Origin of the sequence: Paraburkholderia hayleyella, assembly GCF_009455685.1 — a bacterium.
GTDB classification, from domain to species: domain Bacteria; phylum Pseudomonadota; class Gammaproteobacteria; order Burkholderiales; family Burkholderiaceae; genus Paraburkholderia; species Paraburkholderia hayleyella.
In genome coordinates this window covers 1,202,402-1,227,638 of sequence record NZ_QPES01000001.1, presented here as the reverse complement: position 1 = coordinate 1,227,638, position 25,237 = coordinate 1,202,402, and the positions used below count along the sequence as shown (strand labels likewise).

At 62.0% G+C, this 25,237-nt stretch carries 19 protein-coding genes; 11 read left to right on the top strand and 8 right to left on the bottom strand.

Annotated elements, in window-relative coordinates; translation table 11 throughout:
• Positions 1–4: 4 nt before the first annotated feature.
• A complete protein-coding gene (locus GH657_RS05600; protein ID WP_153099794.1) occupies positions 5–355 on the bottom strand; it encodes a hypothetical protein in 351 nt (116 codons plus the stop codon).
• A gap of 312 nt (positions 356–667) precedes the next feature.
• Between GH657_RS05600 and GH657_RS05595 the strand changes: the two genes are divergently transcribed.
• The 5 genes from GH657_RS05595 to fumC all read left to right on the top strand — a co-directional run bounded on the left by GH657_RS05595 (position 668) and on the right by fumC (position 6,911).
• A complete protein-coding gene (locus tag GH657_RS05595; protein WP_153099793.1) occupies positions 668–886 on the top strand; it encodes an RNA-binding S4 domain-containing protein in 219 nt (72 codons plus the stop codon).
• A gap of 198 nt (positions 887–1,084) precedes the next feature.
• Positions 1,085–2,473: an MATE family efflux transporter gene (locus GH657_RS05590; protein ID WP_153099792.1), complete on the top strand. Its 1,389-nt coding sequence runs from the start codon at positions 1,085–1,087 to the stop codon at positions 2,471–2,473.
• A gap of 69 nt (positions 2,474–2,542) precedes the next feature.
• Positions 2,543–3,484 (top strand): ketopantoate/pantoate/pantothenate transporter PanS, encoded by a 942-nt coding sequence (gene panS, locus GH657_RS05585; protein ID WP_153099791.1) that lies wholly within the window; start codon positions 2,543–2,545, stop codon positions 3,482–3,484.
• Between the two features lie 351 nt (positions 3,485–3,835).
• Complete coding sequence (locus GH657_RS05580; protein WP_246174122.1) at positions 3,836–5,425, top strand: phospholipase D-like domain-containing protein; 1,590 nt, start codon at positions 3,836–3,838, stop codon at positions 5,423–5,425.
• A gap of 97 nt (positions 5,426–5,522) precedes the next feature.
• Positions 5,523–6,911 carry a class II fumarate hydratase gene (gene fumC / locus GH657_RS05575; protein WP_153099789.1) on the top strand — a complete coding sequence of 463 codons (1,389 nt, stop codon included), beginning with the start codon at positions 5,523–5,525 and terminating at the stop codon, positions 6,909–6,911.
• A gap of 225 nt (positions 6,912–7,136) precedes the next feature.
• Here fumC and GH657_RS05570 read toward each other — a convergent pair whose 3' ends face one another.
• The 5 genes from GH657_RS05570 to apbC all read right to left on the bottom strand — a co-directional run bounded on the left by GH657_RS05570 (position 7,137) and on the right by apbC (position 12,870).
• Complete coding sequence (locus tag GH657_RS05570) at positions 7,137–7,850, bottom strand: lysozyme inhibitor LprI family protein (RefSeq protein WP_153099788.1); 714 nt, start codon at positions 7,848–7,850, stop codon at positions 7,137–7,139.
• Positions 7,851–7,852: 2 nt separating this feature from the next.
• Entirely contained in the window at positions 7,853–10,135 is a 2,283-nt protein-coding gene (locus GH657_RS05565) for an arginine/lysine/ornithine decarboxylase (protein ID WP_153099787.1), read from the bottom strand.
• A 125-nt stretch (positions 10,136–10,260) separates the two neighbouring features.
• Positions 10,261–10,830, bottom strand: a complete 570-nt coding sequence (dcd, locus tag GH657_RS05560) for a dCTP deaminase (protein WP_153099786.1) — start codon at positions 10,828–10,830, stop codon at positions 10,261–10,263.
• A 230-nt stretch (positions 10,831–11,060) separates the two neighbouring features.
• On the bottom strand, positions 11,061–11,594 hold the full coding sequence (locus tag GH657_RS05555) for a superoxide dismutase family protein (RefSeq protein WP_153099785.1): 534 nt from the start codon (positions 11,592–11,594) through the stop codon (positions 11,061–11,063).
• Between the two features lie 175 nt (positions 11,595–11,769).
• Positions 11,770–12,870, bottom strand: coding sequence for an iron-sulfur cluster carrier protein ApbC (apbC, locus tag GH657_RS05550; RefSeq protein ID WP_153099784.1), 1,101 nt, complete (start codon positions 12,868–12,870; stop codon positions 11,770–11,772).
• A gap of 339 nt (positions 12,871–13,209) precedes the next feature.
• Between apbC and GH657_RS05545 the strand changes: the two genes are divergently transcribed.
• On the top strand, positions 13,210–13,869 hold the full coding sequence (locus tag GH657_RS05545) for a YiaD family glycine zipper/OmpA-like lipoprotein (RefSeq protein ID WP_153099783.1): 660 nt from the start codon (positions 13,210–13,212) through the stop codon (positions 13,867–13,869).
• Between the two features lie 398 nt (positions 13,870–14,267).
• Complete coding sequence (gene metG / locus GH657_RS05540) at positions 14,268–16,391, top strand: methionine--tRNA ligase (protein WP_153099782.1); 2,124 nt, start codon at positions 14,268–14,270, stop codon at positions 16,389–16,391.
• Positions 16,392–16,504: 113 nt separating this feature from the next.
• Here metG and GH657_RS05535 read toward each other — a convergent pair whose 3' ends face one another.
• Positions 16,505–20,542 carry a translocation/assembly module TamB domain-containing protein gene (locus GH657_RS05535; RefSeq protein ID WP_153099781.1) on the bottom strand — a complete coding sequence of 1,346 codons (4,038 nt, stop codon included), beginning with the start codon at positions 20,540–20,542 and terminating at the stop codon, positions 16,505–16,507.
• A gap of 42 nt (positions 20,543–20,584) precedes the next feature.
• Complete coding sequence (locus GH657_RS05530) at positions 20,585–22,312, bottom strand: autotransporter assembly complex protein TamA (RefSeq protein WP_246174005.1); 1,728 nt, start codon at positions 22,310–22,312, stop codon at positions 20,585–20,587.
• 455 nt (positions 22,313–22,767) lie between these two features.
• Between GH657_RS05530 and GH657_RS05525 the strand changes: the two genes are divergently transcribed.
• The 4 genes from GH657_RS05525 (at position 22,768) to panD (ending at position 25,213) form a co-directional block, all read left to right on the top strand.
• Positions 22,768–22,953, top strand: a complete 186-nt coding sequence (locus GH657_RS05525) for a DUF3460 family protein (RefSeq protein ID WP_153099779.1) — start codon at positions 22,768–22,770, stop codon at positions 22,951–22,953.
• Between the two features lie 2 nt (positions 22,954–22,955).
• Positions 22,956–23,828 carry a segregation and condensation protein A gene (locus GH657_RS05520; protein ID WP_153099778.1) on the top strand — a complete coding sequence of 291 codons (873 nt, stop codon included), beginning with the start codon at positions 22,956–22,958 and terminating at the stop codon, positions 23,826–23,828.
• 98 nt (positions 23,829–23,926) lie between these two features.
• Positions 23,927–24,760, top strand: coding sequence for a pantoate--beta-alanine ligase (gene panC, locus GH657_RS05515; RefSeq protein WP_153099777.1), 834 nt, complete (start codon positions 23,927–23,929; stop codon positions 24,758–24,760).
• A 66-nt stretch (positions 24,761–24,826) separates the two neighbouring features.
• On the top strand, positions 24,827–25,213 hold the full coding sequence (gene panD, locus GH657_RS05510) for an aspartate 1-decarboxylase (protein ID WP_153099776.1): 387 nt from the start codon (positions 24,827–24,829) through the stop codon (positions 25,211–25,213).
• Positions 25,214–25,237: the final 24 nt, after the last annotated feature.

Sequence of the window (25,237 nt, the reverse complement as noted above, 5' to 3'; positions counted from 1 at the left end):
CGGCTTATTGCACGCCAGGCGCGGTTTGCGCCGGTACCTGGTCAGGTACCGCTTGCATCTGTTCCTTCATTTCGCTGGTTGCCGCTTTTTTCTCGATTTTGCGGTGTTGCTGGGCCTTGTGTACCTGCTGCTTGTAATGATCTTTCGAGATTTTTTTCGAGGCCTTGTATTCAGCGTTGGCCTGCGCATCCGCATCGCGCTTTTGCACCAGCGGATCGGTTGATCCCGGCGCGACCACCGACTGCGGCGCGGGCGTCACGCCAGGCTGAGCCGGGGCGGCCGTCTGAGCGAAAACAGCCGTGGTAGCGAACACGGTCAGGGCAGTGCCAATCAGCAGCGAGCGAATCTGAGTCATGGGAATCCTCTCTATGTTGTAGGGCGCAGGCAGCCAATCTGGCGCAAATGCATGAATCGATGAAAACGTTTGCGCCAGATTGGCCGCCTGGCCTAAGGCCAAGCCTGCGGCGGGATGCAGCAGGCCCCCTAGAGACTAACCGTTCGCCGGCGAAGTTCATAGAAAACCTGACACTGTTACCCAACGTTGCATTTGCTGACAGGTATGAAAACCATGCGCCTTGCATGTGAAAAGCAGGCCCAACTGGCGGTTTCAGCGCCCGCTGGCTTATGATGCAGGCCCACTTTCGTTTTTTCTTGCGTGCTGCGCACCATGCCCAACCTTCATTTCACGCTGACCGGCGATTACGTCGAATTGCATAATCTGCTCAAGCTGACCGGTCTGGCGGACAGTGGTGGTTCAGCCAAGTTGCTGGTGGCGTCGGGAGAGGTCAAGGTCGATGGCCAGACCGAACGGCGCAAGACCTGCAAGGTGCGTGCCGGCCAGGTCGTACTGTTCGGCGACACCCGCATCGCCGTACAGGAAAGCTGAATCTGAGTGTCCGGTTTCCTGTTTCAGCGCCAGCGCTGACTGATCGACAGCGCGGCGCAGAGGCAATAAGCTTTGCCTTCTGTTTGCCCCGCGTTTTCTGTAGCGCGGCAGCGCTCGCGCCCCGGCAACACGCCCGCCTAAGGCAAGCGCCCTGTTCTCGCCCCTCTGTTCCTCGTCCTTTTCATCGCGCAATCCGGCATGCCCAATACCGTCGCCACCCGTCCTCCCACTTACTCGCGCCACGCGATCGATACCGCACGCCTCGCCGCGCCTCTAGCCATCGCCCAGCTCTCGCAGATGGCCATGGGGGTCACCGACACGATCCTGCTCGGCTCGCTCGGCCCGGATGCGCTTGCCGCCGGCGGCCTGAGCGCCAATCTCTTTTTCGTGGTGGTGACGCTGCTGCAAGGCGTACTGACTTCAGTCAGCGTCACGGTCTCACATGCACGCGGCGCACAAGCCGAAGACCGTGTGCCACATATTTACTGGACGGGGTTCGTGCTATCGGTACTGCTCTCCATTCCTGCTTTCATTTTGCTGTCGTTCACCACACCCATTTTGCTGGCGTTCGGCGAGCCTCCCCTGCTGGCGCACAACGTCGGTGAATACGCGGCCGTGCTGCGCTGGGGCACGCTCGGCAGCCTCATCGGAATCGGCCTGATGCGTTCGTTTTTGCCCGCGATTGGCGCGGCCAAACGGCTGCTATGGGTGTCGATCGGAGGCGTGGGGGTCAATGCCTTTCTCAACTACGGCCTGATTCACGGCGCGTTTGGCTTGCCGCACATGGGCTTTCTCGGCTCCGCGATGGCCACCATGATTACTGTCTGGCTCAGCGCCATCGTACTCATGACATTGCTACATCTGCGGCCGCGCTACCGCCATTTCGTCGTGGCGCGGCGGCCAAACCTGCCGCTAATGAGCGAGCTATTTGGTCTCGGCTGGCCGGTAGCGATCACCTACGGCGTCGAAGCCATGCTCTTTCTCGCTACCGGCCTGATGGTCGGGCTGCTCGGCGAAGCGCCGCTGGCGGCGCACCAGATCGCGCTGAATATCGCCTCGGTGGCCTTTATGGTGCCGCTCGCCATCGGCCAGGCCGCCAATGTCCGGGTAGGCTACTGGGCAGGCGCGGGGCAACCGCTAGCCGCACGGCATGCGGGGTTTGTCGCCATTGCGCTGGGCGTGGCGTTCATGGGGCTTTCGGGCCTCGTCATGGTCATCGCACCGCATACGATCGTCGGGCTGTATCTGAACCTCGACAAACCATCGAATGCCACGACCATCGCCCTCGCCAATTCGTTGCTGGCTGTGGCTGCGGTCTTTCAGATCGTCGACGGGATGCAGACCGTGTGTTCAGGCTGCCTGCGCGGCCTGAAAGACACGCGTATCCCCATGCTCGCGGCAGCCTTTGGCTACTGGGGCATTGGCTTTCCCACCGGCTACGTGCTGGCGTTTCATTTCGGCCTCGGACCACGCGGGCTGTGGTGGGGGCTAGCGGCGGGGCTGGCCAGTGTCGCGCTGTTGATGACGCTGCGCTTTCACCGTTTGAGCTTGCGGCTCGTGCCCGCCGTGCCCCAGTTGCCGCAATAAGCCGCCGGGCCCCCGCTTTTTGTCCGTCCAGGGCCCCTCCTCTCATCGTTTGCCGAAGGATCCTGCCTCATGCTTGCCTGGGTTACCCGTCTTTTCCCGTTGTGGGCTGTCCTCGTTTCGCTGGGCGCGTATTTTTCGCCGGGCTCCGTCACGGGCCTCACCCCGTACGTCACCACCTTGCTGATCGTCATCATGCTGGCGATGGGCGTCACGCTTTCGTTCGCCGATTTCCAGCGCGTCTTTACCCGGCCCGCGCCAGTCGTGGCAGGCATCGTGCTGCATTACCTCGTCATGCCGCTCGCCGCCTGGCTCATCGCCAAGGCGCTGCGCATGCCGCCCGATCTCACCGCGGGCATGGTGCTGGTGGGCAGCGTCGCCAGCGGCACGGCCTCCAATGTGATGATCTATCTCGCACGTGGCGACGTCGCGCTGTCCGTGACGATCAGCGCGCTATCGACGCTCGTCGGAGTCTTCGCCACGCCGCTGCTGACACGGCTGTATGTGGATGCGTCGATAGCCGTCAATGTGCATGGCATGCTGCTGAGCATTCTGCAAATCGTCGCGCTGCCGGTCATCGCGGGCCTCATCATCAACCGTCTGTTTAGCCGCTTCGTGCGCAAGATCGAGCCGGTACTGCCGCTGGTCTCGATGGTGGCAATCCTGCTGATCATTTCGGCGATCGTGGGCGGCACGCAGCAAAGCATCGCTTCGGTCGGCCTCATCGTCGCGCTGGGCGTGGTGCTGCATAACACGATCGGGCTCTTGAGCGGCTATTGGGGCGGCCGTCTGCTGGGATTCGACGAGGCGGTCTGCCGCACGCTCGCTATTGAAGTCGGCATGCAGAACTCCGGCCTCGCTGCAACGCTCGGCAAGCTGTATTTCACACCCGTCGCCGCCCTGCCTGGCGCGCTGTTCTCGGTGTGGCACAACCTTTCCGGATCGTGGCTCGCCAGCCGCTGGGCCAGCCGTCCGGCCAAAGGCTCCACGTGGCCCGATGAGACCGCGCGCTAACGCGGCCTCATCAAACGGCCTCATCAAACAACGCCATGACGCAGCGTGCTGCAAGCCCTCCGGCCCGCCCCGTCACACACCTTGCCCAAGTGGCGCGGCGGTTCCTGCCGCGCCCATTCCCCCTTAGAATGACGCGCAGGCTTGGGACTCACCGGAACGGCATGCAACACTCCGCCCCGCCACACCCGCCTGAAACTCGCCCACCCGCCCGCCCAACGGATTAACGCGTCTCTCAAGCCTCGCCAAGCCACTTCACCCTGGCTCCACTCAAGGAGAGCTCTTCGCATGCCGGTGTTTTGCCGATTCCCCACTCGCGCCACCGCACGCCGGCGTGACTGGCACAGTGTGCAAATGCGCATGGTCTGGCTCAGTGCGATGGTCTTGCTGCTTGGCGCCTGTGTCAGCCGCCCCCCTCTCAGTATCGACGAGCGTCCCGTCACGCATGCCCTCTCCACGGCCAGCGCCGCCGCAACGCCGCTCGGACGCGTACTCACCGCGCAGGAGCAAGCTCATCCAGGCCAATCGGGCTTTCGCCTGCTCATCAACGGCGCCGAAGCACTGCAAATGCGCATTGCGCTCGCCCGCGCCGCCACACGCACGCTCGATCTGCAGTACTACATCGCCGATGAAGACACCACCGGCAAACTGCTGCTCGGCTCGGCGCTCTACGCCGCCGATCACGGCGTGCGCGTGCGCATGCTGGTGGATGACCTGAACTTCAAGGATGTCGACCGCGTGATGGCGGCGCTCAATTCGCACGACAACATCGAGATCCGCGTCTTCAATCCGTTTGGCAGCACGCCGCACAGCATGCTGGAGCGAACCACCAACCTCTTCACCCGAATCGACGCGTTCACGCGCCGCATGCACAACAAGGCGATGATCGCGGACAACCAGTTGTCGATTGTCGGAGGACGCAATCTGGGGGATCAGTATTTCAGCGCGAGCGAAACCCTCCAGTTCCGCGATCTCGACGTGCTCGCGGCAGGGCCGGTCACGGCCCTGGTCTCGGCCAGTTTCGACGATTACTGGAATAGCAGCGGAGCCTGGCCGCTACGCGCCCTCAGGCGCCGCACCTTCAGCGCCAGCGAAATCAGCGCAATGCGCGAAGACCTGCGGCAGCACTGGCGCACCAACGCTGAACCCTATAACGCCAAGCCATTGAACGCCACACCGCTCGCCACGCAGATCCGCCAGGATGAGCTCGGCCTCACCTGGGCACCAGCCGAACTCAAAGTCGATTCCCCCGACAAGATCAACCGTCCCAGCAAGCAGTACGTCAGCCCGCCGATGCAGCGTCTGGCTGAACTCATGCAAACGGCGCAGCGCGAGTTTCTGATTACCTCGCCGTATTTCGTGCCGCACCAGGCGGGCGTCGAGCAACTCGGTGCACTCACGGCTCGCGGCGTGCGCGTGGCGGTGCTGACCAACTCGCTGGCCGCCACCGATGCCGTCGCTGTCCAGGCGGGCTACAGCCCTTACCGGGTGCCGCTACTTGAGCGCGGTGTCGAGCTCTACGAATTCAAGCCTTTGCAACAACGCGAACGCGCTCGCGTGGCAGGCTCGAACTCGCGCTCCAGCCTGCATGCCAAAACGTATGTCATCGACCGGAAAATTCTGGTGATTGGTTCGATGAATCTCGATCCGCGCTCGGCGTATCTGAATACCGAACTCGCGCTGGTGATTCATAGCCCGGCGCTGGCCACCGAAGTCGCACGTCTCTTCGAAACGGTGACCACGCCTGAAGTCAGCTACCGCGTCACCCTCGCCAGCCCTGCAGAGCGAGTGCGCCAGCTTCAGGGTGCAACGCGCTCAGCGCTCATCTGGACTGACGAGGAAAATGGCCAGGTGCGCACTTACAGCCTCGACCCCCACGCCGGTTTTTACCGCAACGTGCTAACGGGGCTCTTTTTACTGCTGCCGCTCGATTCGCAGCTTTAGCCGGCACGCCAGCCACGCGCGCGATACCGATACCGATACCGTCGCGCGGCCACGCCAGCCCTGCCCTCGATCCACTGTTCACTGATGGAGCCTAAAGATGACCAGCAACACTCGTATGGAACGCGACACCTTCGGCGAGATCGCCGTCCCCAACGACCGCTTGTGGGGCGCGCAGACCCAGCGCTCGTTGCAAAACTTCCGCATTTCGAGCGAGAAGCAATCACCTGAACTCATCACCGCCCTGGCGCTCATCAAGCGCGCGGCCGCGGAGGTCAATCAAAGCCTCGGCGTGCTCGATGCGAACAAGGCCCGCGCCATCATCCAGGCCGCCGACGAAATCATCGCCGGACAACATGCGAACGAATTCCCGCTGGCGGTGTGGCAAACGGGCTCGGGCACGCAGACCAACATGAACCTGAATGAAGTGATCGCCAACCGGGCCAGCGAGCTGTTAGGCGGCGAGCGTGGCGAAGCCCGCCTCGTGCATCCCAACGACGAGGTGAACCGTGGCCAGTCTTCCAATGATGTGTTTCCGACCGCCATGCATCTGGCCACCGCGCGAGGGCTGGTCGAGCATCTGCTGCCCGCGTTGGGCGCCCTGCGCGACACGCTCGCACAAAAAGCAAAGGCCTTTGCCGGCATCGTGAAAATCGGCCGCACGCACTTGCAGGACGCCACACCGCTCACGCTGGGGCAGGAGTTTTCAGGCTATGTCGCGCAACTCGACCATGGCATGCGCCACATCGAAGTCAGCTTGCCTCATCTGTATGAACTCGCGCAGGGCGGCACCGCTGTCGGCACCGGACTCAACGCGCATCCGCAGTTCGCCACCCAGGTCGCGGCGGTGCTCAGCCGCCTGAGTGGGCTGCCGTTTGTCTCTGCGCCCAACAAGTTCGAAGTGATGGCTGCCGCCGATGCGCTCGTGTTCGCGCACGGCGCGCTCAAAACCGTTGCGGCGAGCCTGATGAAAATCGCCAACGATATCCGCTGGCTAGCCAGTGGACCGCGTTGCGGGCTAGGCGAACTGACGATTCCGGAAAACGAGCCAGGCAGCTCGATCATGCCCGGCAAGGTCAACCCCACCCAGTCCGAAGCCCTGACGATGCTGTGTTGCCAGGTGTTTGGCAACGATGTTGCGGTGAATGTAGGCGGAGCCAGCGGCAATTTCGAACTGAATGTATTCCGCCCGATGATTGCGCATAACGTGTTGCAATCGGTGCGTCTGCTGGCCGATGGCGCACGCAGTTTCAACGAGCATTGCGCAGTGGGCATCGAGCCGAACCGGGCACGCATTGACACACTGCTCAATGAATCCCTGATGCTGGTCACCGCGCTGAATCCGCATATCGGTTACGACAAGGCGGCGCAAATCGCCAAGCACGCGCACAAGCATGGCAGCACGCTGAAGCAGGCCGCGCTGACGCTGGGGTTCGTCACGGAAGCCGAGTTCGATGCCTGGGTGCAGCCGCATGAGATGGTGGGATAGGCCCGTCCATCTCCGTGCTTCACGCTCAGGATCGGTAATACGTTCAAAGGTGGGAAAGCGCCGAAAGCGAATAAGGCCTGGATGAGGTAACCAGGCCTTATTCGCGGAGACTTGAAAGCCGTTGCGAGATGCCATGAAAGTACTGGCCAGGCACTAGCAGGGAAGCTTCGGACGACAGGCGCCCCATGCACTAGTGGTTATCTAGCGGCAGCCCCCGCCCGCGGCTCACGTACTTCTTGCGGCATCGAGCAAACGCCGCAGCGTCACCAGACGCGCGCCCACCAGATCATTGCGCGTGTCGCTATCCACCACGTGTCCGGTCGCGTCGCGGTACCGCTTCCAGGCCTGTTCGGCCCGAGCCAGCGGCGCGCGGGCCGTGGCCGGGAGCTTCATGCGCAAGCGCCGGTAAGTCCGGTTGACGTCCGCGCTGACGCGCTGGCAACGCACATCCGCAGAACACGTCCGATAGCGCGGCCAGCCCGCCTTGCTGGCCACAGCGCGGCGCATGAGCAGCGCCCGCTCGCGCACGGCCTGAAGCTTCATATCAGCGGCCACCAGCGTATACACCGTACCCTGCTTCATGGCGAACACCGCACCCAGCAGCGGCGCTTCGGCCTTGCGCCACGCTAGCCAGCGCTGCTGGCTTTCTTCCCACGCGCGCTGCCGCGCAGCCGGCAGCTTCGAGCGCAACTGCCGGCTAGCCTGATCCAGCACGCTCTGCCAGCCGTTGCGCGCAGCCTCCATGCACTGCACCTGGCCTAGCGTCGATGAACGGTCGGCGCGCGCCAGACACGTGCGCATCGCGGCATCAATCGGCTCAGCCGCCGCAACCTCGGCGCTCGCCATACCGGGGCGCACCAGCATGACGAGCGTCAACGCGGCAGCCAGAAACGCCGTCCGCAGCGCTGCTGCGTCAAATCCAGCAACGGCTCGCCTCATGATCAGTCACGCACGCAGTCAACGAAATATTCGACCCGGCCATCCACTTTCTCACCCACCAGCCCGTGGATATCCGTATGAAATCCTGGGAAGCGTTCGTTGAATTCGCGGGCGAAACGCAGGTAGTTGACGATGGTCCGGTTAAAACGCTCGCCCGGAATCAGAAGCGGAATGCCCGGCGGATAAGGCGTCAGCAAAATCGATGTGACCCGGCCTTCCAGCGCGTCGATGGGCACCCGGTCAATCTCGCGGTGCGCCAGTTTGGCGAAGGCATCCGACGGTTTCATCGCGGGCTCCATGCTGGAGAGGTACATCTCTGTCGTCAGCCGGGCAATGTCATTGGCGCGATAAACGCTGTGAATCTGCCCGCACAGGTCGCGCAAGCCAACGCGCTCGTAGGCGGGATACTGCGCGACGAACTCGGGCAGAACACGCCACAGCGGCTGGTTGTTGTCGTAATCGTCCTTGAACTGCTGCAGCTCGGTGACCATCGAGTTCCAGCGGCCCTTCGTGATGCCAATCGTGAACATGATGAAAAACGAGTACAGCCCGGTTTTCTCGACGATGATGCCGTGCTCCGCCAGGTACTTCGTCACGATTGCAGCCGGAATACCGCTCTCGCCAAAACCACCCCCCATATCCAGGCCCGGCGTCACGATCGTCGCCTTGATCGGGTCGAGCATGTTGAAGCCTTCGGCCAGCGCGCCAAACCCGTGCCAGTGATCGTCTGGACGCAGCATCCAGTCATCGCGCGAGCCAATGCCCTCTTCGGCTAGTTCGTCCGGACCCCAAACCTTGAAGAACCAGTCATCGCCATACTCGGCGTCAACCTTGCGCATGGCGCGGCGGAAATCGAGCGCCTCGGCAATCGATTCTTCCACCAGCGCAGTGCCGCCAGGCGGCTCCATCATCGCTGCGGCGACATCGCACGAGGCGATGATCGCGTACTGCGGGCTGGTCGAGGTATGCATCAGATACGCTTCGTTGAAGCGATGGCGGTCGAACACCCGGTTCTCGGAATCTTGCACGACGATTTGCGAGGCCTGCGAAATCCCCGCCAGCAGCTTGTGCGTGGAGTGCGTGGCAAACACCAGCGCCCCAGTGCGCGGACGGCCCGCGCCAATCGCGTGCATGTCCTGGTAAAACGGATGGAATTCCGCGTGCGGCAGCCAGGCTTCGTCGAAATGCAGCGTGTCGAGCAGATCGCCCAGCAAGTCCTTGATCATCTCGACGTTGTAGACCACGCCGTCATACGTGCTTTGCGTGATGGTCAGAATGCGCGGCCGCAGGTTGGGATTTTTTGCCAGAGCTTCGCGCGCAAACGGATTCGCTTCGATTTTCTTGCGAATGTTTTCCGGCTTGAATTCATCGCGTGGAATCGGCCCGATAATGCCGAAGTTATTACGCGTAGGCGTGAGGAACACGGGAATCGAGCCGGTCATCGTGATCGCGTGCAGGATCGACTTGTGACAGTTGCGGTCCACCAGCACGATATCGCCGGGCGCAACGGTGGCGTGCCAGACGATCTTGTTCGACGTCGACGTACCGTTGGTCACGAAGAACAAATGATCGGCATTGAAAATGCGCGCCGCATTGCGCTCAGACGCCGCCACGGGCCCGGTATGGTCGAGCAACTGGCCCAGTTCATCGACTGCGTTGCACACGTCCGCGCGCAGCATGTTTTCGCCGAAGAACTGGTGGAACATCTGGCCCAGCGGGCTCTTCAAAAACGCCACGCCGCCTGAATGCCCAGGACAGTGCCACGAGTACGAACCTTCCTCGGCGTACTGCACCAGTTCCTTGAAAAACGGCGGAGCGAGCGAATCAAGGTAGACCTTCGCTTCGCGGATGATGTGGCGCGCGACGAACTCCGGCGTGTCCTCGAACATGTGGATGAAACCATGCAGCTCGCGCAGGATGTCGTTGGGCAAATGGCGCGAGGTGCGTGTCTCGCCGTACAGGAAGATCGGGATATCGGCATTGCGCCGCCGCACTTCGGCGACAAACGCCCGCAGCGCCACGATCGCGGCCGCCAGCTCGGGCGTCTCGCCTTCGGCGACGATGCTGGTGTAAGGCAGCAGTTCATCGTCGTCGAGCGACAGGATGAAACATGAGGCGCGGCTTGACTGCTGCGCAAACGATGTCAGGTCGCCATAGCTCGTCAGCCCGAGCACCTCCACGCCTTCTTTCTCGATAGCCTCGGCCAGTGCGCGAATCCCTGAACCCGAGATGTTCTCGGAACGAAAATCCTCGTCGATGATGACGACAGGAAAACGAAACTTCATCGTACTTCTCCAAAAAAACAACCGCTGCCCTGTACTACCCAGCGGTCATTTAGCCAGCGCCCATTGCCGGGCCTGACGCTCAATCATGTACGCCGTGCGGCGCTCACGCCACTCGCTTGCCCCATTCAGGCCCGTGGCAACGTCACACCATGCTGGCCCTGGTACTTGCCGCCGCGGTCCGCGTAAGACACCTCGCACACCTCATCGCTTTCAAAAAACAGCACCTGCGCCACGCCTTCATTGGCATAGATCCTGGCGGGCAACGGCGTGGTATTCGAGAATTCGAGCGTGACGTAGCCTTCCCATTCGGGCTCGAACGGCGTGACGTTGACGATGATGCCGCAGCGTGCGTAAGTGGATTTGCCCAGACACACCGTCAGCACGCTGCGCGGAATGCGGAAATATTCAACCGTGCGAGCCAGTGCAAACGAGTTGGGAGGAATGATGCAAACATCGCCCTTGAAATCGACAAATGATTTTTCGTCGAAGTTCTTGGGGTCGACGATGGTCGAATTGATATTGGTGAAAATCTTGAATTCGTCAGCGCAGCGGATGTCGTAGCCGTAACTGGATGTGCCATAGCTGACGATCTTGCGACCGTCCTCCGCCACCCGGACCTGAGCGGGCGCGAACGGCTCGATCATCTGATGCTCGGCGGCCATGCGCCGGATCCACTTGTCGGATTTGATAGTCATGTTTGAGTGCGTGGCGCGAAAAGCGCGGAAAGAAGAACTGGCCGGCGTGCGGCACGTGACAAGACCCAGTGCTGGCGAGGCCTGGCATGCGCCACCGGGCGATAAGGCGACTATTTTACGTGATGACCTGCAAGACGTTGCTCAAGACGAAAGGCTAAATAGCGCACTCAAAACAGGATCTCAAAACCCACTGTTCAAGATCCACGCCACCCTCACCCTCGTGGCGGGCTTTACTGGCGGATCACGCCGCAGGCCAGCGCCGGACCCACGCCATGGGGCGGCCAGGCATAGGGATCGGTGGCATCGTGATGAATCAGCACCGAGCGTTGCAGCACCGAGCGCACGCCATCCAGCGATACATCCGGCGCGACGATGAAACCCGTTGCCACGCCATTCGCGTCCGCGTGAATATTGCCGAGATCACCCTCGACGCGCGCCCCTGCCCGCAAACGCTCCGCCGCCGGCGAAAACACCGCACCCGCGCTGGAGCCATCGACGGCATTGCAATCGCCCCGCTCATGCACCTGCAAGGCGTGGTCGCTATTCGGCGGCAAACCCGCCACGTTGTAGGTCACTTGCACTCCGTCCGAGCGCTCGATGAAGGTCACCGTGCCCCGCGCGCTATTGCCCATCGTCGAAAACAGCTGGGCATCGGCCCGTTTTTCCTGAGGCGTCAGAAAAGTCGTGCAACCCTCCAGCAACAACGTACAGGCAACCAGAACGAAGAGCCCGGACATCGCCCAGGCATCGAAATCTTTTCTCATGCAATCCTCTTGCCAGCTAGAGGCCGCCCCTGCGGCCACCCTACCCGGCCTGATAGAAGCCGCCATGATACAGCGGACCCAGGCGGGCTCATCGCATTAGGCCTGACTTAGGCCTGACTTAGGCCTGGCATTAGGCCCGGCATCGCCCCACATCGCCCCGGCCCCTCCACGCGCCTCAGGTGTTCTGCACCACGATGTTCGGAAACTTCGATGTCATATCGCGCGCCCGCCCGGCGATATGCAATGCCACTTTGCGCGCGATCGAAGCGTAGATGCCGGCGATGCGCCCGTCCGGATCCGCCACCACGGTGGGTTGGCCCGCATCAGCCTGCTCGCGGATCGAACTCTCCAGCGGCAGGCTGCCCAGCAGGTCGATGCCGTAATCCTGCGCCATCCGCGCGCCACCACCGGCGCCAAACACGTGCTCTTCATGGCCGCAGTTCGAGCAGATATGCAAACCCATGTTTTCGACAATCCCGAGGATCGGAATGCCCACTTTCTCGAACATCCTGAGCCCCTTGCGGGCATCGAGCAGCGCGATATCCTGCGGCGTCGTGACGATCACCGCACCGGTCACCGGGACGCGCTGCGAGAGCGTCAACTGGATGTCGCCCGTGCCAGGTGGCATGTCGACGACCAGATAATCGAGCTCATGCCAGTTGGTCTGGCGCAATAGCTGTTCCAGCGCCGATGTCGCCATCGGGCCGCGCCACACCATGGGATTATCCTGTTCGACAAGAAAACCGATTGAATTAGCCTGCAGACCGTAGCGGCTCAGCGGATTCATCGACTTGCCATCAGGCGATTCAGGCCGCCCTTCGATGCCTAGCATCAGCGGCAATGACGGGCCGTAGATATCGGCATCCAGCATGCCGACCGACGCCCCCTCGCGCACGAGCGCCAGCGCCAGGTTCACGGCGGTGGTGCTTTTGCCCACCCCCCCCTTGCCCGAGGCCACCGCGATGATGTTCTTCACGTTCGGCAGCAACTGGACGCCACGTTGCACCGCATGCGCGGCGATCTGCTGCGACACCTGAACCTGCACGCGCGTCACGCCTGGCACGGCGTGCAATGCGTTGCTCACGCGCGTGCCCAGCGCTTCGAACTGGGTTTTGGCCGGATAGCCGAGGACCAGATCCACGCTGATGGAACCGTCGTCGCCCAGCACGAGATTGCGGAAACTTTTTGTGGCAGCAGACGCAGCAAACGGCAAGCCCGTATTCGGATCAATAACGGTCTCGAGGACCCCGTCCACTAAAACCCGATCAATGCTCATTGAAACTCCATGGGGAAAACACTAATAGCGTGGCAGAAGCGTGGCAGAATCGAACTTCCGTGCCAGCCAAACTGGAAAAAATTGTTGCACGGCATTGCATTAAATGTGCTGGGCGGGCAGTCTTCGCCCGCAGCCAAAACTAAAAGCAGGTAGCAGGGGGTAGAGCAGACGGGCCGGGCCCCCCGCCTGTCTTGCGGCATACTTCAGCCGCTATTGTAGTAGCTGGCGCTGGGCCCTGCCGGTCCTCCTGCTCGACCATCACACCGGTTATAGCAGGGGCGAGGGCGGGAACGTCATCAATAAAGTCGTCAATACTTTTAATTAGAGAGAGGAATCAAAATGAATACAAAAATTGCAACCCGTCTGTCGATATTCGTTGTTGCAGGTACGCTGCTGGCCGGTTGCGCCAGCCAGCAAGGCAACGATGCCGCAGTGGGTACGGGGTTGGGCGCAGGGATTGGCGCAGGCATCGGTGCGCTGATCGGTGGCGGCAAAGGCGCAGCCATTGGCGCAGGCGTCGGCGCGGCAGCCGGTGGCATCACGGGCTACAACTGGCAGGCCATTCGCAACAAGCTGTCGGGCGCAACCGCGGGCACCGGCACGCAGATCACCGAACAGCCGGATGGCTCGCTCAAGCTGAACATCCCCAGCTCGGTGACCTTCGCCACCAACAGCTATGCAATCAAGCCATCGTTTGCGCCAGTGCTCGACCAGGTCGCACAAACACTCGCGCAAAACCCGGAGATCACAGCCCAGGTGGTGGGTTACACCGACAGCACGGGCCGGCCCGCCTACAACCAGACGCTCTCGGTGAACCGTGCGCAAAGCGTGACGAACTATCTCGCACAACGTGGCATCGCAGCACAGCGCCTGTCAGCTGAAGGCCGTGGCGAGACCCAGCCAGTGGGCGACAACAACACCGAAGCAGGACGCGCGCAAAACCGTCGCGTTGAAGTGTTCCTGCGCGCAGTCTCACAACCTGGGCAAACCGTCCAGTAAAAGCCGTACCGGCTTTCAGCGCCCAAACCGGGGGCCGGTTTGGGCGCTGAAAGCAAAAAACCAGGCATGAATTGAATTGGCCAGACTCGGCCAAACGACAAGCAACAGGATTGCAACAAAAAGACTCAAAAGTTTTTCGAACTCCACGGAAAACCCACTGTCTTTCATTACGGTACGTAGCTGGCAGAGCGGCTGCGGCACCATTCTCCTCTTGTCGTTGTTGCTCCGGGGCTCGATAGCGCCCCGGTTTTTTTTGCCACGACGCCGGCCTTCCGCCAAGCCCCCAACGTCTACCGCGAGCTTGCCCCGCGGCCTGCTAGAATCAACGCTTCGTCCGTGGCTCAAGGTCCAGCGCCGCCTGGCCCCGCTCTCCCCCTCTTCAGATTCAGAAAACCTCTATGTCAGCACCCGCCACCGATCCGTCCCGAGGCGTGCCGTCCGGCCGCCGCCAGATTCTCGTCACATCGGCCTTGCCTTATGCCAACGGGCAAATTCACCTGGGTCACCTGGTCGAATACATTCAGACCGATATCTGGGCCCGCACCTTGCGCATGCACGGACACGAGGTCTATTACGTCGGGGCGGACGACACGCACGGCACGCCCGTCATGCTGCGCGCCGAAAAAGAAGGGATCACGCCCAAAGCGCTGATCGAGCGCGTCTGGCAAGAGCACAAGCGCGATTTCGATCATTTCGGCATCTCCTTCGATAACTACTACACCACCGATTCCGACGAAAACCGCGTACTGGCCGAATCGGTCTATGGCGCGCTGAAAGACGCGGGGCTCATCGACGCACGCGAGATCGAACAAGCCTATGACCCTGTACGCGAGATGTTTTTGCCCGACCGTTTCGTCAAGGGTGAATGCCCAAAGTGCGGCGCGAAAGATCAATACGGCGACAGTTGCGAAGTGTGCGGTGCAGCCTATCAGCCTATCGATCTGGTCAACCCGTATTCGGTGGTATCAGGTGCTACGCCAGTCCGCAAAGCCTCCACGCATTACTTTTTCCGCCTGTCCGATCCGCGTTGCGAGCGCTTTCTGCGCGAATGGGTCGGAGGGCTAGCCCAGCCCGAAGCCGCCAACAAGATGCGCGAATGGCTCGGCGACGACGGCGATGCCAAACTGGCCGACTGGGATATTTCGCGCGACGCGCCTTATTTCGGCTTCGAAATTCCCGGCGCACCTGGCAAATACTTTTATGTGTGGCTCGATGCGCCGGTGGGTTACTACGCCAGCTTCAAGCATCTGGCAGCGCAACGCGGCATTGATTTCGATGCGTGGGTGCGCAAGGGTTCGAGCGCGGAGCAATACCACTTCATCGGCAAGGACATCCTTTATTTCCACACGCTGTTCTGGCCCGCGATGCTTGAGTTTTCCGGCTACCGCACGCCGACCAACGTCTTTGCCCACGGCTTTCTGACCGTCGATGGCGCGAAAATGTCGAAGTCACGTGGCACGTTCATCACCGCGCAAAGCATGATCGAAACCGGGCTCAACCCCGAGTGGCTGCGCTACTACTTCGCGGCCCGGCTCAATAGCACGATGGAAGACCTCGATCTGAACTTCGACGATTTCCAGGCGCGCGTGAACAGCGACCTGATCGGCAAGTACATCAATATCGCCAGCCGCACGGCGGGCTTTCTGTTCAAACGCTTCGATGGGCGCGTGCAGGACAGCGCGATGAACCATCCACTGCTTGTCAGCCTGCGCGCGGGCATTCCGCAAATCGCCGCGTTTTATGAAGCACGCGAATACAACCGCGCGTTGCGTCTGACGATGGAATTGGCGGATCTGGTCAATGTCTATATCGATCACGCCAAACCCTGGGATCAGGCCAAGGACGCCGCCAACGCCGTGGCGCTGCATGAAACCTGCAGCGTCAGCCTCGAAGCGTTCCGTCTGCTCACGCTCGCGCTCAAGCCCGTGTTGCCCGCGCTCGCCAAAGCGGTAGAAGGTTTTCTCGGCATTGCACCGCTGCAATGGGCCGATGTCAGCGTGCCGCTCAACTCGGCCCAGCCGGTCAATGCTTACAAGCATCTGATGACACGCGTCGAGCAAAAGCAGATCGACGCCTTGCTGGCCGCCAACCGCGAATCGCTGCAAAGCACCGCTGCGCCTGCTGCCGGCGCGGCGCCAGCCAAACCCGCATCCGCAGCGCCAGGCGCGCCGGCTACGCCAGACACGATCTCGATCGACGATTTCGCCAAGGTCGATTTGCGCATTGCGAAAATCGTCGCTTGCCGTGCGGTGGAAGGCTCTGACAAGCTACTGCAACTCACGCTCGATGTCGGCGAGGAAAAAACCCGCAATGTGTTTTCCGGCATCAAGTCGGCGTATCAGCCGGAGCAACTGGTCGGCAAGCTGACCGTGATGGTGGCCAATCTGGCGCCGCGCAAGATGAAGTTCGGGCTTTCGGAAGGGATGGTGCTAGCCGCCTCAGCCGCCGATGAAAAAACCGAACCTGGCCTCTATGTGCTGGAGCCCGATAGCGGCGCGACCCCCGGCATGCGGGTGAAATAACGCGGGAGTTGCCGCCTGCCTGCCCAACCGGTGCGCAGGCGGCGAAGGCCGCTGGTGGCTGATGTGGCTGATGTAGCTGATGTGGCTGATGCCAAACCTTTAGCGTCTAACCTTTAACGCCGCCACCACCAACGGTCAAAACGGCGCGTATAAAGCAGATCAACCCCTTGAAAGGTTCCGCCATAAGCGGCGACCGACCAGTAACGCGTCAGGTTAAGCGTTGCCTTGACCGCGTTGCTGGCGGACTGCAAGCCTTGTTCGAAGCCGATCACCAGCCGTTCGTTGATCGCCTTCGACACCATCACCACTTGTGAATCGGTCAGGCCCACTTCGCTACGGCCAATCGAAAACTCATCCAGCCCGAATGTCTGCGCGATGCGCTTGCCGCTTTTGGCACCGAGCAGCGCCAGCGCGGCCGTCATCGCACTCTGTTGCCCGAGGTTATTGCCCTGATCCGTGCCATGGTCGAACAACAGCCACGACAGCTTCTCGTTATCGGGCACGTTCGGCTGGGACACGAGCTTGACGTTCGGCGCCTGGAGCGTGCCCGTTACCTGAACCCCTGATTCGACCTGCTGGTTACGGCGCATCGCCAGAATATTGATGCCGGGGTTCGCCACCGGCCCGTTAAACGTGAAGAAGCCATTTTCGATGCCGAGCTTGCGGCCAAACGCGGTATAGGTCGAACCCTGCGCCACGTGGACATTGCCCACCGCACGCAAGGGCTGATTCGGCGCGCTCGTCGCAGTGATGGTGCCGAGCAGCCCTAAATCCGCGCCCTGGCCACGAAAGTGAAAGTTATCGCCCAGGCTGAGTTCAATCTCCGCGCGCGGCGCGAAAGGCCCCACGGGCCGCTCGGAAGTCGTCAGTTTCGGAGGTTTCTCGCCGCGCACAGTACCGTCGGCGCGCACGATCACAACGTCATCGCCGAGCTTCGGCGCGGCTTCCTCTGGCATGTCGAAAAGCGCGCGATCAACCTTGAACTTGCCCTTGATCGCCATGCCGCCCTCCGGGCCCGCACTCGCCACGCTGGCGCTGCCCGAAAGCGACAACTGCCGGTCTGGCGCGGCAAAGAGTTCGAGCTTGTCCGCGACGATGCTCGCATTCAGGTCTGGAGCCGTGCCATCGAAGCGCACCTGCCCTTTGGCACGCAGCGTGCCGCTGCCACCATGAAACTCGACCTGCTGAAAATCGACCTTGTTTTCGGAGAGGCCAATGCGCACGACACCCTCCTTGAGTTGCGCACCCTGGTCGACCAAGGTCGCCGCAAGACCATCGCCCACCAGCGCACCGGAAAGCCGTGGCCGTGCCATCGTGCCCGCCAGCGCGAGCTTGAGCGACAGATGACCATCCAGCAGATAGCTTGGCCCAAGCAGCCCGCCCGTGGTTTTGAGCGAAGGCAGATCGGCATCCAGCTTGCCGCTCAATGGCGCTTCTTCATTGAAGGAGAGCAGGCCGTCACGCAGCGCGAGTGTAGTGTGCGCGTCAGCATCGAGCGCGCCGAGGCGGCTCGCCCGCGCTTGCAAGGTCGCGTTCAGCCGGTTGCCGCCACTGAACTCCGCACGCGCCGCCAGCGCGGTCAGACCCAGCGAAGCAATGCCGTGGCCCACTTCCACCGTGGCATCCCCCTCACGCCGCTGCACCTGGATATGACCGCTGGCCGTATTGCCGAGCGTGAAATCCCAATCGCCATCGAACACCAGATCGGTTTTCACGGGCGGCGGCGTGCCACGGGCCCGCGCTTGCAGCGCTAACAGCCGGGCCAGCGCAACACCGCTCAGCGTCCCTGCCGAGCGGATACGTCCATGATCGAACACCAGCGATTTGAGATCGAGCCGCGCTCCTTCGAACGTTAGCCGGGTGGCACCGAGCGTCACGTGCTGGGGTTCGGCGCTCAGTGCGAGCGGCGTCTCGAGATTGAACGCGGGCAGACCGCGGTTTTGCAGACGCGTGACGCTGCCATTCCAGCGCATGCCACCGCGGCTTTCGCCCAAATGGCCATTGGCGGCTAACGCCAGGTCCAGCGTGCGGCCATAAACCGTGCCGCGTGCCGCCGCCTCCAGCGTATGGTTGGCGCGAGTGCCGCGCAGATGGGCCGTCAGACTCGGCACATCAACGCCGTCGGCGCTCAGTTGGGACGCATCGGTGGTAAAAACCAGCGCCCCGTTCGCGCCATCGCGCAACTCGGCATGGCCTTGTGCCTGGCCGATCCGGTTCGCGCCAAAAGCGACGTTGCTCACCCGGTAATTCAGCATGAAATCGGGATGCGCCAGGTTGCCTGTGATATCGCCATCGGCTTGCACCTTGCCCGCCAGACCGAAACCCAGACGCTCAAGTTCAGGCGCCTCGACACGAAAGCGCAAACGCTCACCCCGTCCGCCGAAACTGCCTTGCAGGCTCACCTGATTGCCCGCCACCGAGAGCGCGGCCTGGCTCGGCAGCAAACGGGTGTCCGCCAGTTGCACCGTACCGCTGCCGGTGAGAGGCAGGCCATCGTAGACACTCTCGCCCAGACGAAACTCCGCGCGCGTCGTCAGTACCGGCGCCAGCGCGCCCGAAGCGTTGAGCGTGCCATTGACACGGGCTTCGATCTTGCGCTTGGGGGAGGCCGCGCGTTCAGCGCCCTTTTTTGCTGGAGCAGGCGTTTGCGCCACCAGCACCAGAGGATTGAAATTCGCCAGCACCGCCTTGAGTGCGTAAGACGAATGCGCATCGTGGTTCAGCACCCCGGAGAGATCGACATGCCCGGCCCCCGCGCTCAGTTTCACCGTATCGAAACTGATCCGTGCCGGAGTGAACGTCGCTTTGGCTTGAGCGCGCAACGCCGCCCTGGCATCGGCGAGATCGAGCGTGAGATGCTGCTCTTCGCCCTTGATCCGGATGCCGATGGGGCCGGCAAGCTGCGTCGGGCTCAGGCTGGCTTCGAGTGCGTTCAGGTCGAGCCCCGCGACGTTCAGGTCAAACTGGCCCTGCTTGCCCGTGAGCGCGCCAGCGCCAGTCAGCGTCGCGTGTTTGACAAGCCGTACAGTCAGGTTCGAGAGCCGTTGGGTCTGGGCGTCGAGATACACCCCGGTACGCGCGTCGATGAGCGGCAGCAAGTTCTGGTCGAGTGCGCCAGGCCGGGCGTTCACGATCGAAACCGTGCCCTTCACCGCGAAGCTGTTGGAGGCGGAAGCGGAAGCGGATGAGGCCGATGACGGAGGCGGCGCCAGTTCAGCGCGCAACGCCAGATCGGCTTGCGGCGCACCTGCGGCAAACGCCTGTGGGTTCACGTGATCGAAAGCCAGCGTTGCGCGCTGCAGCGGCACCGCGGCGAAGGGTGCCGCCTCGATATGCGCGCGGCCCGCGAGTTTCATCCCGCTGGCGTCCAGCTCGGCGCTCAGTTGTTCAAGCGTGCCACTGACCCGCCCTTGCACCTGCACCGCCTCCTCGCTCAGCTTGCCCGCATAGCCCAGCGTGCCATTCAGGGCGAAAGGCCGCACGCCGTCGAGGGTCGCCGTCGCATTCACCGCGCCAAAAGGCGTGCTGAGGCGCTCAACCGACGCTTCGTGATGGCGCCCATCGCTGCGTCCGTGAAAGATCAAGTGCGAGAACGTGGTGGTGCTGGTGCCTTCATGCAAACGAAATGTCTCCACCCGCAAGTCGCGCACGGCCAGTTGCAACGGCAGCCGCAAATCACGCGGCAGCGTCAGCGGGCCACTGCTCGCGGGCGAGGGGGCCAGCCGCAGGTCCAGCGTGCCGAGATGCAGATAATCAAGCGCAAAGCGCCATGGCGCGCGGCTCAGCATCCAGCGCCCCGTCACCCGGTCAAGCGTGAGCGCCATGCCGCTGCCATCCAGGCTGCGCCATTGCAACTGGCGCAACTGCACGCCCGTCGCCAGCGTCCCGCTTTCGAGCGTGCCCGAAAGCCGCCCACCCAGCAGCTTCACCGCGGTTTGCCACGCGTAGCGCGTACCGCGCTCGGTGGTCAGCGCGCCATACAGCAGGCTCGCCAGCAGCACGCTCAGCAGTACGAGCCCGCCCAGCGTCCACACCAGCGTGCGCCATAAGCGACGCCGCCGTCCCGGCGGCGGGGGAAGCGGCGGCGGTGACGACGGAGGCTGATCCGGCGCACTCGGGCTAGCAGAAGTCGCAAAAGCGTCAGTTGTCATGCTCGATCAGTTACGGTGACGGTGCAAAAGTGCCAGACGCGCCTAGAAAGCGATGCCCAGCGTCAGATAAGGACGCACGCTACGGTTGCGGATGCCATAGGCGAGATCAATGTTGACTGGCCCCACCGGGCTACGCCAGCGAGCGCCCAGGCCTGCGCCGGAATAAAAAGTCTTTTCGCTCCAGCTATCGGTGGCCGTCCCGATATCGAAGAACACCGCCGCGCCCCAATCATGGGTAAGCCAGTGCTGATACTCAACCGTTCCGGTCAGCAGATACTTGGTGGGCAGCACCGAGCCGCCCACGTTATTGCCGATGCTCTGGAAGCTGTAGCCCCGCACGGAGTTCGACCCCCCCGCGCGAAACAGCAGCGAAGCCGGAATCCCGCTTGAACCACCGCCACTAAAAACACCGCCCAGCTCGGCGCGCAGCAGTACAAGATCACGCGTGCCCACCGGCAGATATTGCTGGCCACGCACATAGGCGCGCACAAAGCTTTGATCGGCCAGTACGCCCTTCACCGCGAAGCCCGCTTCCGCGTGAATCAGATTGCCGGAATGCGGGAACAGCGGATCGTCGGTATTGCGCCGGGTCCACGACCAGGCAGGCACAAGCGCGTGGCTCGTAGTCGGCGCCCGGGTGTTCTGGTCGAGCCGGTCCTGGTAGTACAGCAGCGAATAAGCGTAATCAATGAACTGCGATGTGCGCGTGCGCTGGATTCCGCCACGCGCACTGTAGATCCGTGTATTGGACACATTCGTGCTGGTGTAGGACGCCAGCACGCTGTTGGTCCACGCGCGCGGGCCAGGCGGCATCGAAAGCTGCACCTGGCCATATTGCTGGATCTGGTCGAGCCGCCCCTGAAGCGAAAACGGCCAGGCCTGACCAAAGGTATCGAGATACGAATAAGAGCCCTGGATATGCGGCCCGTTGTCGGTCGAATACCCCACGCCGCCGCGCACGCTATGGAAAGGATATTCGCTGACCTTGACGTGCATGGGGGTTTCGAGCGGCTTTTGCGGATCGTTATCGACGTCGATCGCCACGCTCGCGTAATAAGGCGTGTTTTGCAACTGACGCTGAAGCTCATTGATGCGCTCCACGTCATAAATCGCACCCACCGTCACGGGGTTCACGTTGGTAACAATCCGCTCGGGATAGCGTTGCGTGCCGCTGACATCAAGCCGGCCCATGGTGAAGGTCGGGCCGCTATCGAACGTCACGCTCAAGCGGGCTTCGTGCTGGCGCGGATTGATGCGGGCTTCGGCCGCGGCGATTTTGGCTCCGATGTAACGGCGCGACTGCAATGCCCTGAGCGCCGCGCTCTTCGCGCTTTCCCAGCTCTCCTGGGAAAACGGATCCCCCTTATGCAGCGCGAATGCCTGGCGAGCGGCCTGTTCCTGGGACGGGTCTTCGCTTTGCACTGGGCCATCGAACGCCAGCGCCACTGCGGCAATCGTCGTGCGCGGCCCGGGATCAACCTTTACCGTCACATGCTGCTTGCCTTCCAGCATGCGGACATCCGTGCGCACCACCGGCGAAAAATAACCTTCGGTCGCCGCCAGATCGCGCACTTGCTGTGGAGTCGCGGTAATCAGGAAATCGAACTGCTCGGCGCTGATGTCGGCGCGTTTGGCAAAGCGCGCGATGTCGAGATGCGCGGCCAGTAGCTTGCGCACCGGACGCGGCTCGACTTCGAGATCCAGCTTGTAGGCCGCCTGCACCGCGCAAGTTTGCAACAGCAGGCCAAGCGCAAGCCCGACGCGCAGCATGCGCAGCAGCCGCGGGAAGCAGGATGCAATGCGGCAGAATGCAATGCGGCAAGATGAAATACGCGACGGGACAGCCGCTGTGGGCGGCCGCAGGCATGTGCCGCACAGGGTTGCATGAATCGCCGCAGACACTGCGCCGGAAGTTTCGCGCCGCGCCTGCGGCGATTTAATCGCACATCCCACCAGACCAAACCTCCAGCCATTGAAAAAAAATGTTGTGCCAACCAGGCTGAAGATGGCGACAGGGGCGACAGCAAAATCAAAACGCGCTATTTGACCACATCGGCATGGTGCCTGGCATCTCTGCCGGCACCCCTGAGCCCCTGGCCTGGACGTTGCCCAAGCCAGGGGCTGGCGCCCCCGTGCGGCTTTTCGGCATATCCTGCTTTGCGGTAAAATCGGCATTCTGGCGGCGGCATTCGGCCCGCCGTCTTTTCTTTTTGCGGACACGCGCCATGTATCAATCGGATATCACCCAGTTCCTGAACCAGCTCAAGGAACAAAAACCCAGCCTCGAAGCCGAACAGCGGCAGGGCCGCTTGCTGCTGTGGGACAAGGCGCCGGTCGATCTCGACGAACGCGAGCGGCAGCAGGCTTCGCGCGTTGAACAGACGCCTTACGTCTACTACCAGAATTTCTAGAGATGGCCCGCGCCGAACGCGCCCGCGCCATGGCGGCCGAGCCCGATGCGGCGCTTGCCGCCCCCGCGACTGATTCGACGCCTAACACCATCGACGGCATAGCATTCGCCCGCCTGTATGGCGAGCCGCTCTTCAAGCTGCCGCATGACCTGTACATCCCGCCTGACGCCCTCGAAGTGTTTCTCGAAACCTTCGAAGGCCCGCTGGACCTGCTGCTCTATCTGATCCGCAAGCAAAACTTCAATGTGCTCGACATTCCGATGGCGGATGTCACGGTGCAATACCTGGGCTACGTCGATCAATTGCGCGAAACCAACCTCGAGCTCGCGGCCGAATACCTGCTGATGGCCGCCATGCTGATCGAGATCAAGTCGCGCATGCTGCTGCCGCTCAAGAAAGCCGATGCCAGCGACGAAGCCGAAGACCCACGTGCCGAACTCGTGCGCCGTTTGCTCGAATACGAACAAATGAAGCTCGCGGCACAACGTCTCGACCAGTTACCGCAACTGGGACGCGATTTTCTGCGTGCCGATGTCTATATCGAGCAGAGCATCACCCCGCGTTTTCCTGATGTGAACGGCGATGATTTGCGCGCCGCGTGGGCCGACGTCATCAAGCGGGCCAAGCTGGTGCAGCACCACCACATCTCACGCGAAGAACTCTCGGTACGCGAGCACATGAGCGTGATCCTGCGCAAGCTGCAACATGCCCGCTTCATGGAGTTCTGCGACTTGTTCGATGTCACGCGTGGCGTACCCGTGGTCATCGTCAACTTTATTGCCATGCTGGAGCTCTCGCGCGAATCGCTGCTGGAAATCACCCAGGCCGAGCCCTTCGCGCCAATCTACGTGCGTCTGGCTTATTTGCCTGTCTGACATCTTGCCCCGAGTGCCTTAAGCGCCAGGCGGCGAACCCCATCCTTGCTCAATCGCTGAGCGGCCTCACACCAACCGGCCCATCATCCTGCCCGAACATGAAAGTCATCAGCTCGATTCACGAATTGCGCGACCAGTTGCGCGGACAAAACCGCACTGCCTTTGTTCCGACCATGGGCAACCTGCACGAGGGCCATCTGTCGCTGATGCGACTCGCGCGCCAGCACGGGGACCCGGTCGTCGCCAGTATCTTCGTCAACCGTTTGCAGTTTGGCCCGAACGAAGATTTCAGCCAATACCCGCGCACGCTCGAAGCCGATATCGAGAAGTTGCAGAAAGAAAACGTGTATGTGCTGTTTGCTCCCACCGAACAGGATTTGTATCCGGAGCCGCAGGCTTATCGCGTGCATCCGCCGCAAGACCTCGGCGATATTCTCGAAGGCGAATTCAGGCCTGGTTTTTTTCAGGGCGTCTGCACGGTCGTGATGAAACTAATGTCGTGTGTGCAGCCGCGCGTTGCCGTGTTCGGTAAAAAGGATTACCAGCAATTGATGATCGTGCGCCAGATGTGTCATCAGTTCGCGCTGCCCACCGACATCATCGCCGCCGAGACCGTGCGTGACGCCGACGGCCTCGCCCTCAGCTCGCGCAACCGCTACCTGCAAGCGGCCGAGCGAACCGAGGCACCGCAACTTGCCACCGCGTTGCATCGCGTGCGCGATGCGGTACTAGGCGGGCGGCGCGATTTCACCACGCTCGAACACGAAGCCATGACGGCGCTCGCGGCACGCGGCTGGCAGCCTGACTACATCGCGGTGCGCCGCCGCTCGGACCTGCTGCCACCCACGGCAAACGACCTGCAAGCGCCCCTCGTGGTGCTCGCGGCAGCCAAAATGGGAGCCACGCGGCTGATCGACAACCTCGAGATCTGACATGGCCTGAGTGCTTTTAACGCCCTGGTTGCACCCCACCTCATCCGCTGGAAAGGAAGCCTCATCATGCAACGCCACATGCTGAAATCGAAGATTCACCGCGCCGCGGTCACTCATTGCGAGCTGCATTACGAAGGTTCATGCGCGATCGACGAAGACCTGCTCGACGCCGCGAACATCATCGAAAACGAGCGGATCGACATCTGGAATATCAACAATGGCGAGCGCTTTTCCACTTACGCGATCAAGGGCGAGCGCGGCAGCGGCATGATTTCGCTGAATGGCTCAGCCGCGCGGCGCGCCCAGCTGGGCGATCTGGTCATCATCGCCGCGTTCGCCATGGTGGATGAAAGCGATCTCAAGGCCGGCTGGAAACCGGATCTGGTATTCATCGCGGAAGGCAACCGCATCAAGGGCCACCGCGATCACGTGCCGGCACAAAGTTGGACCTGAGCGTTGGCCATTGCCTGATTCGCC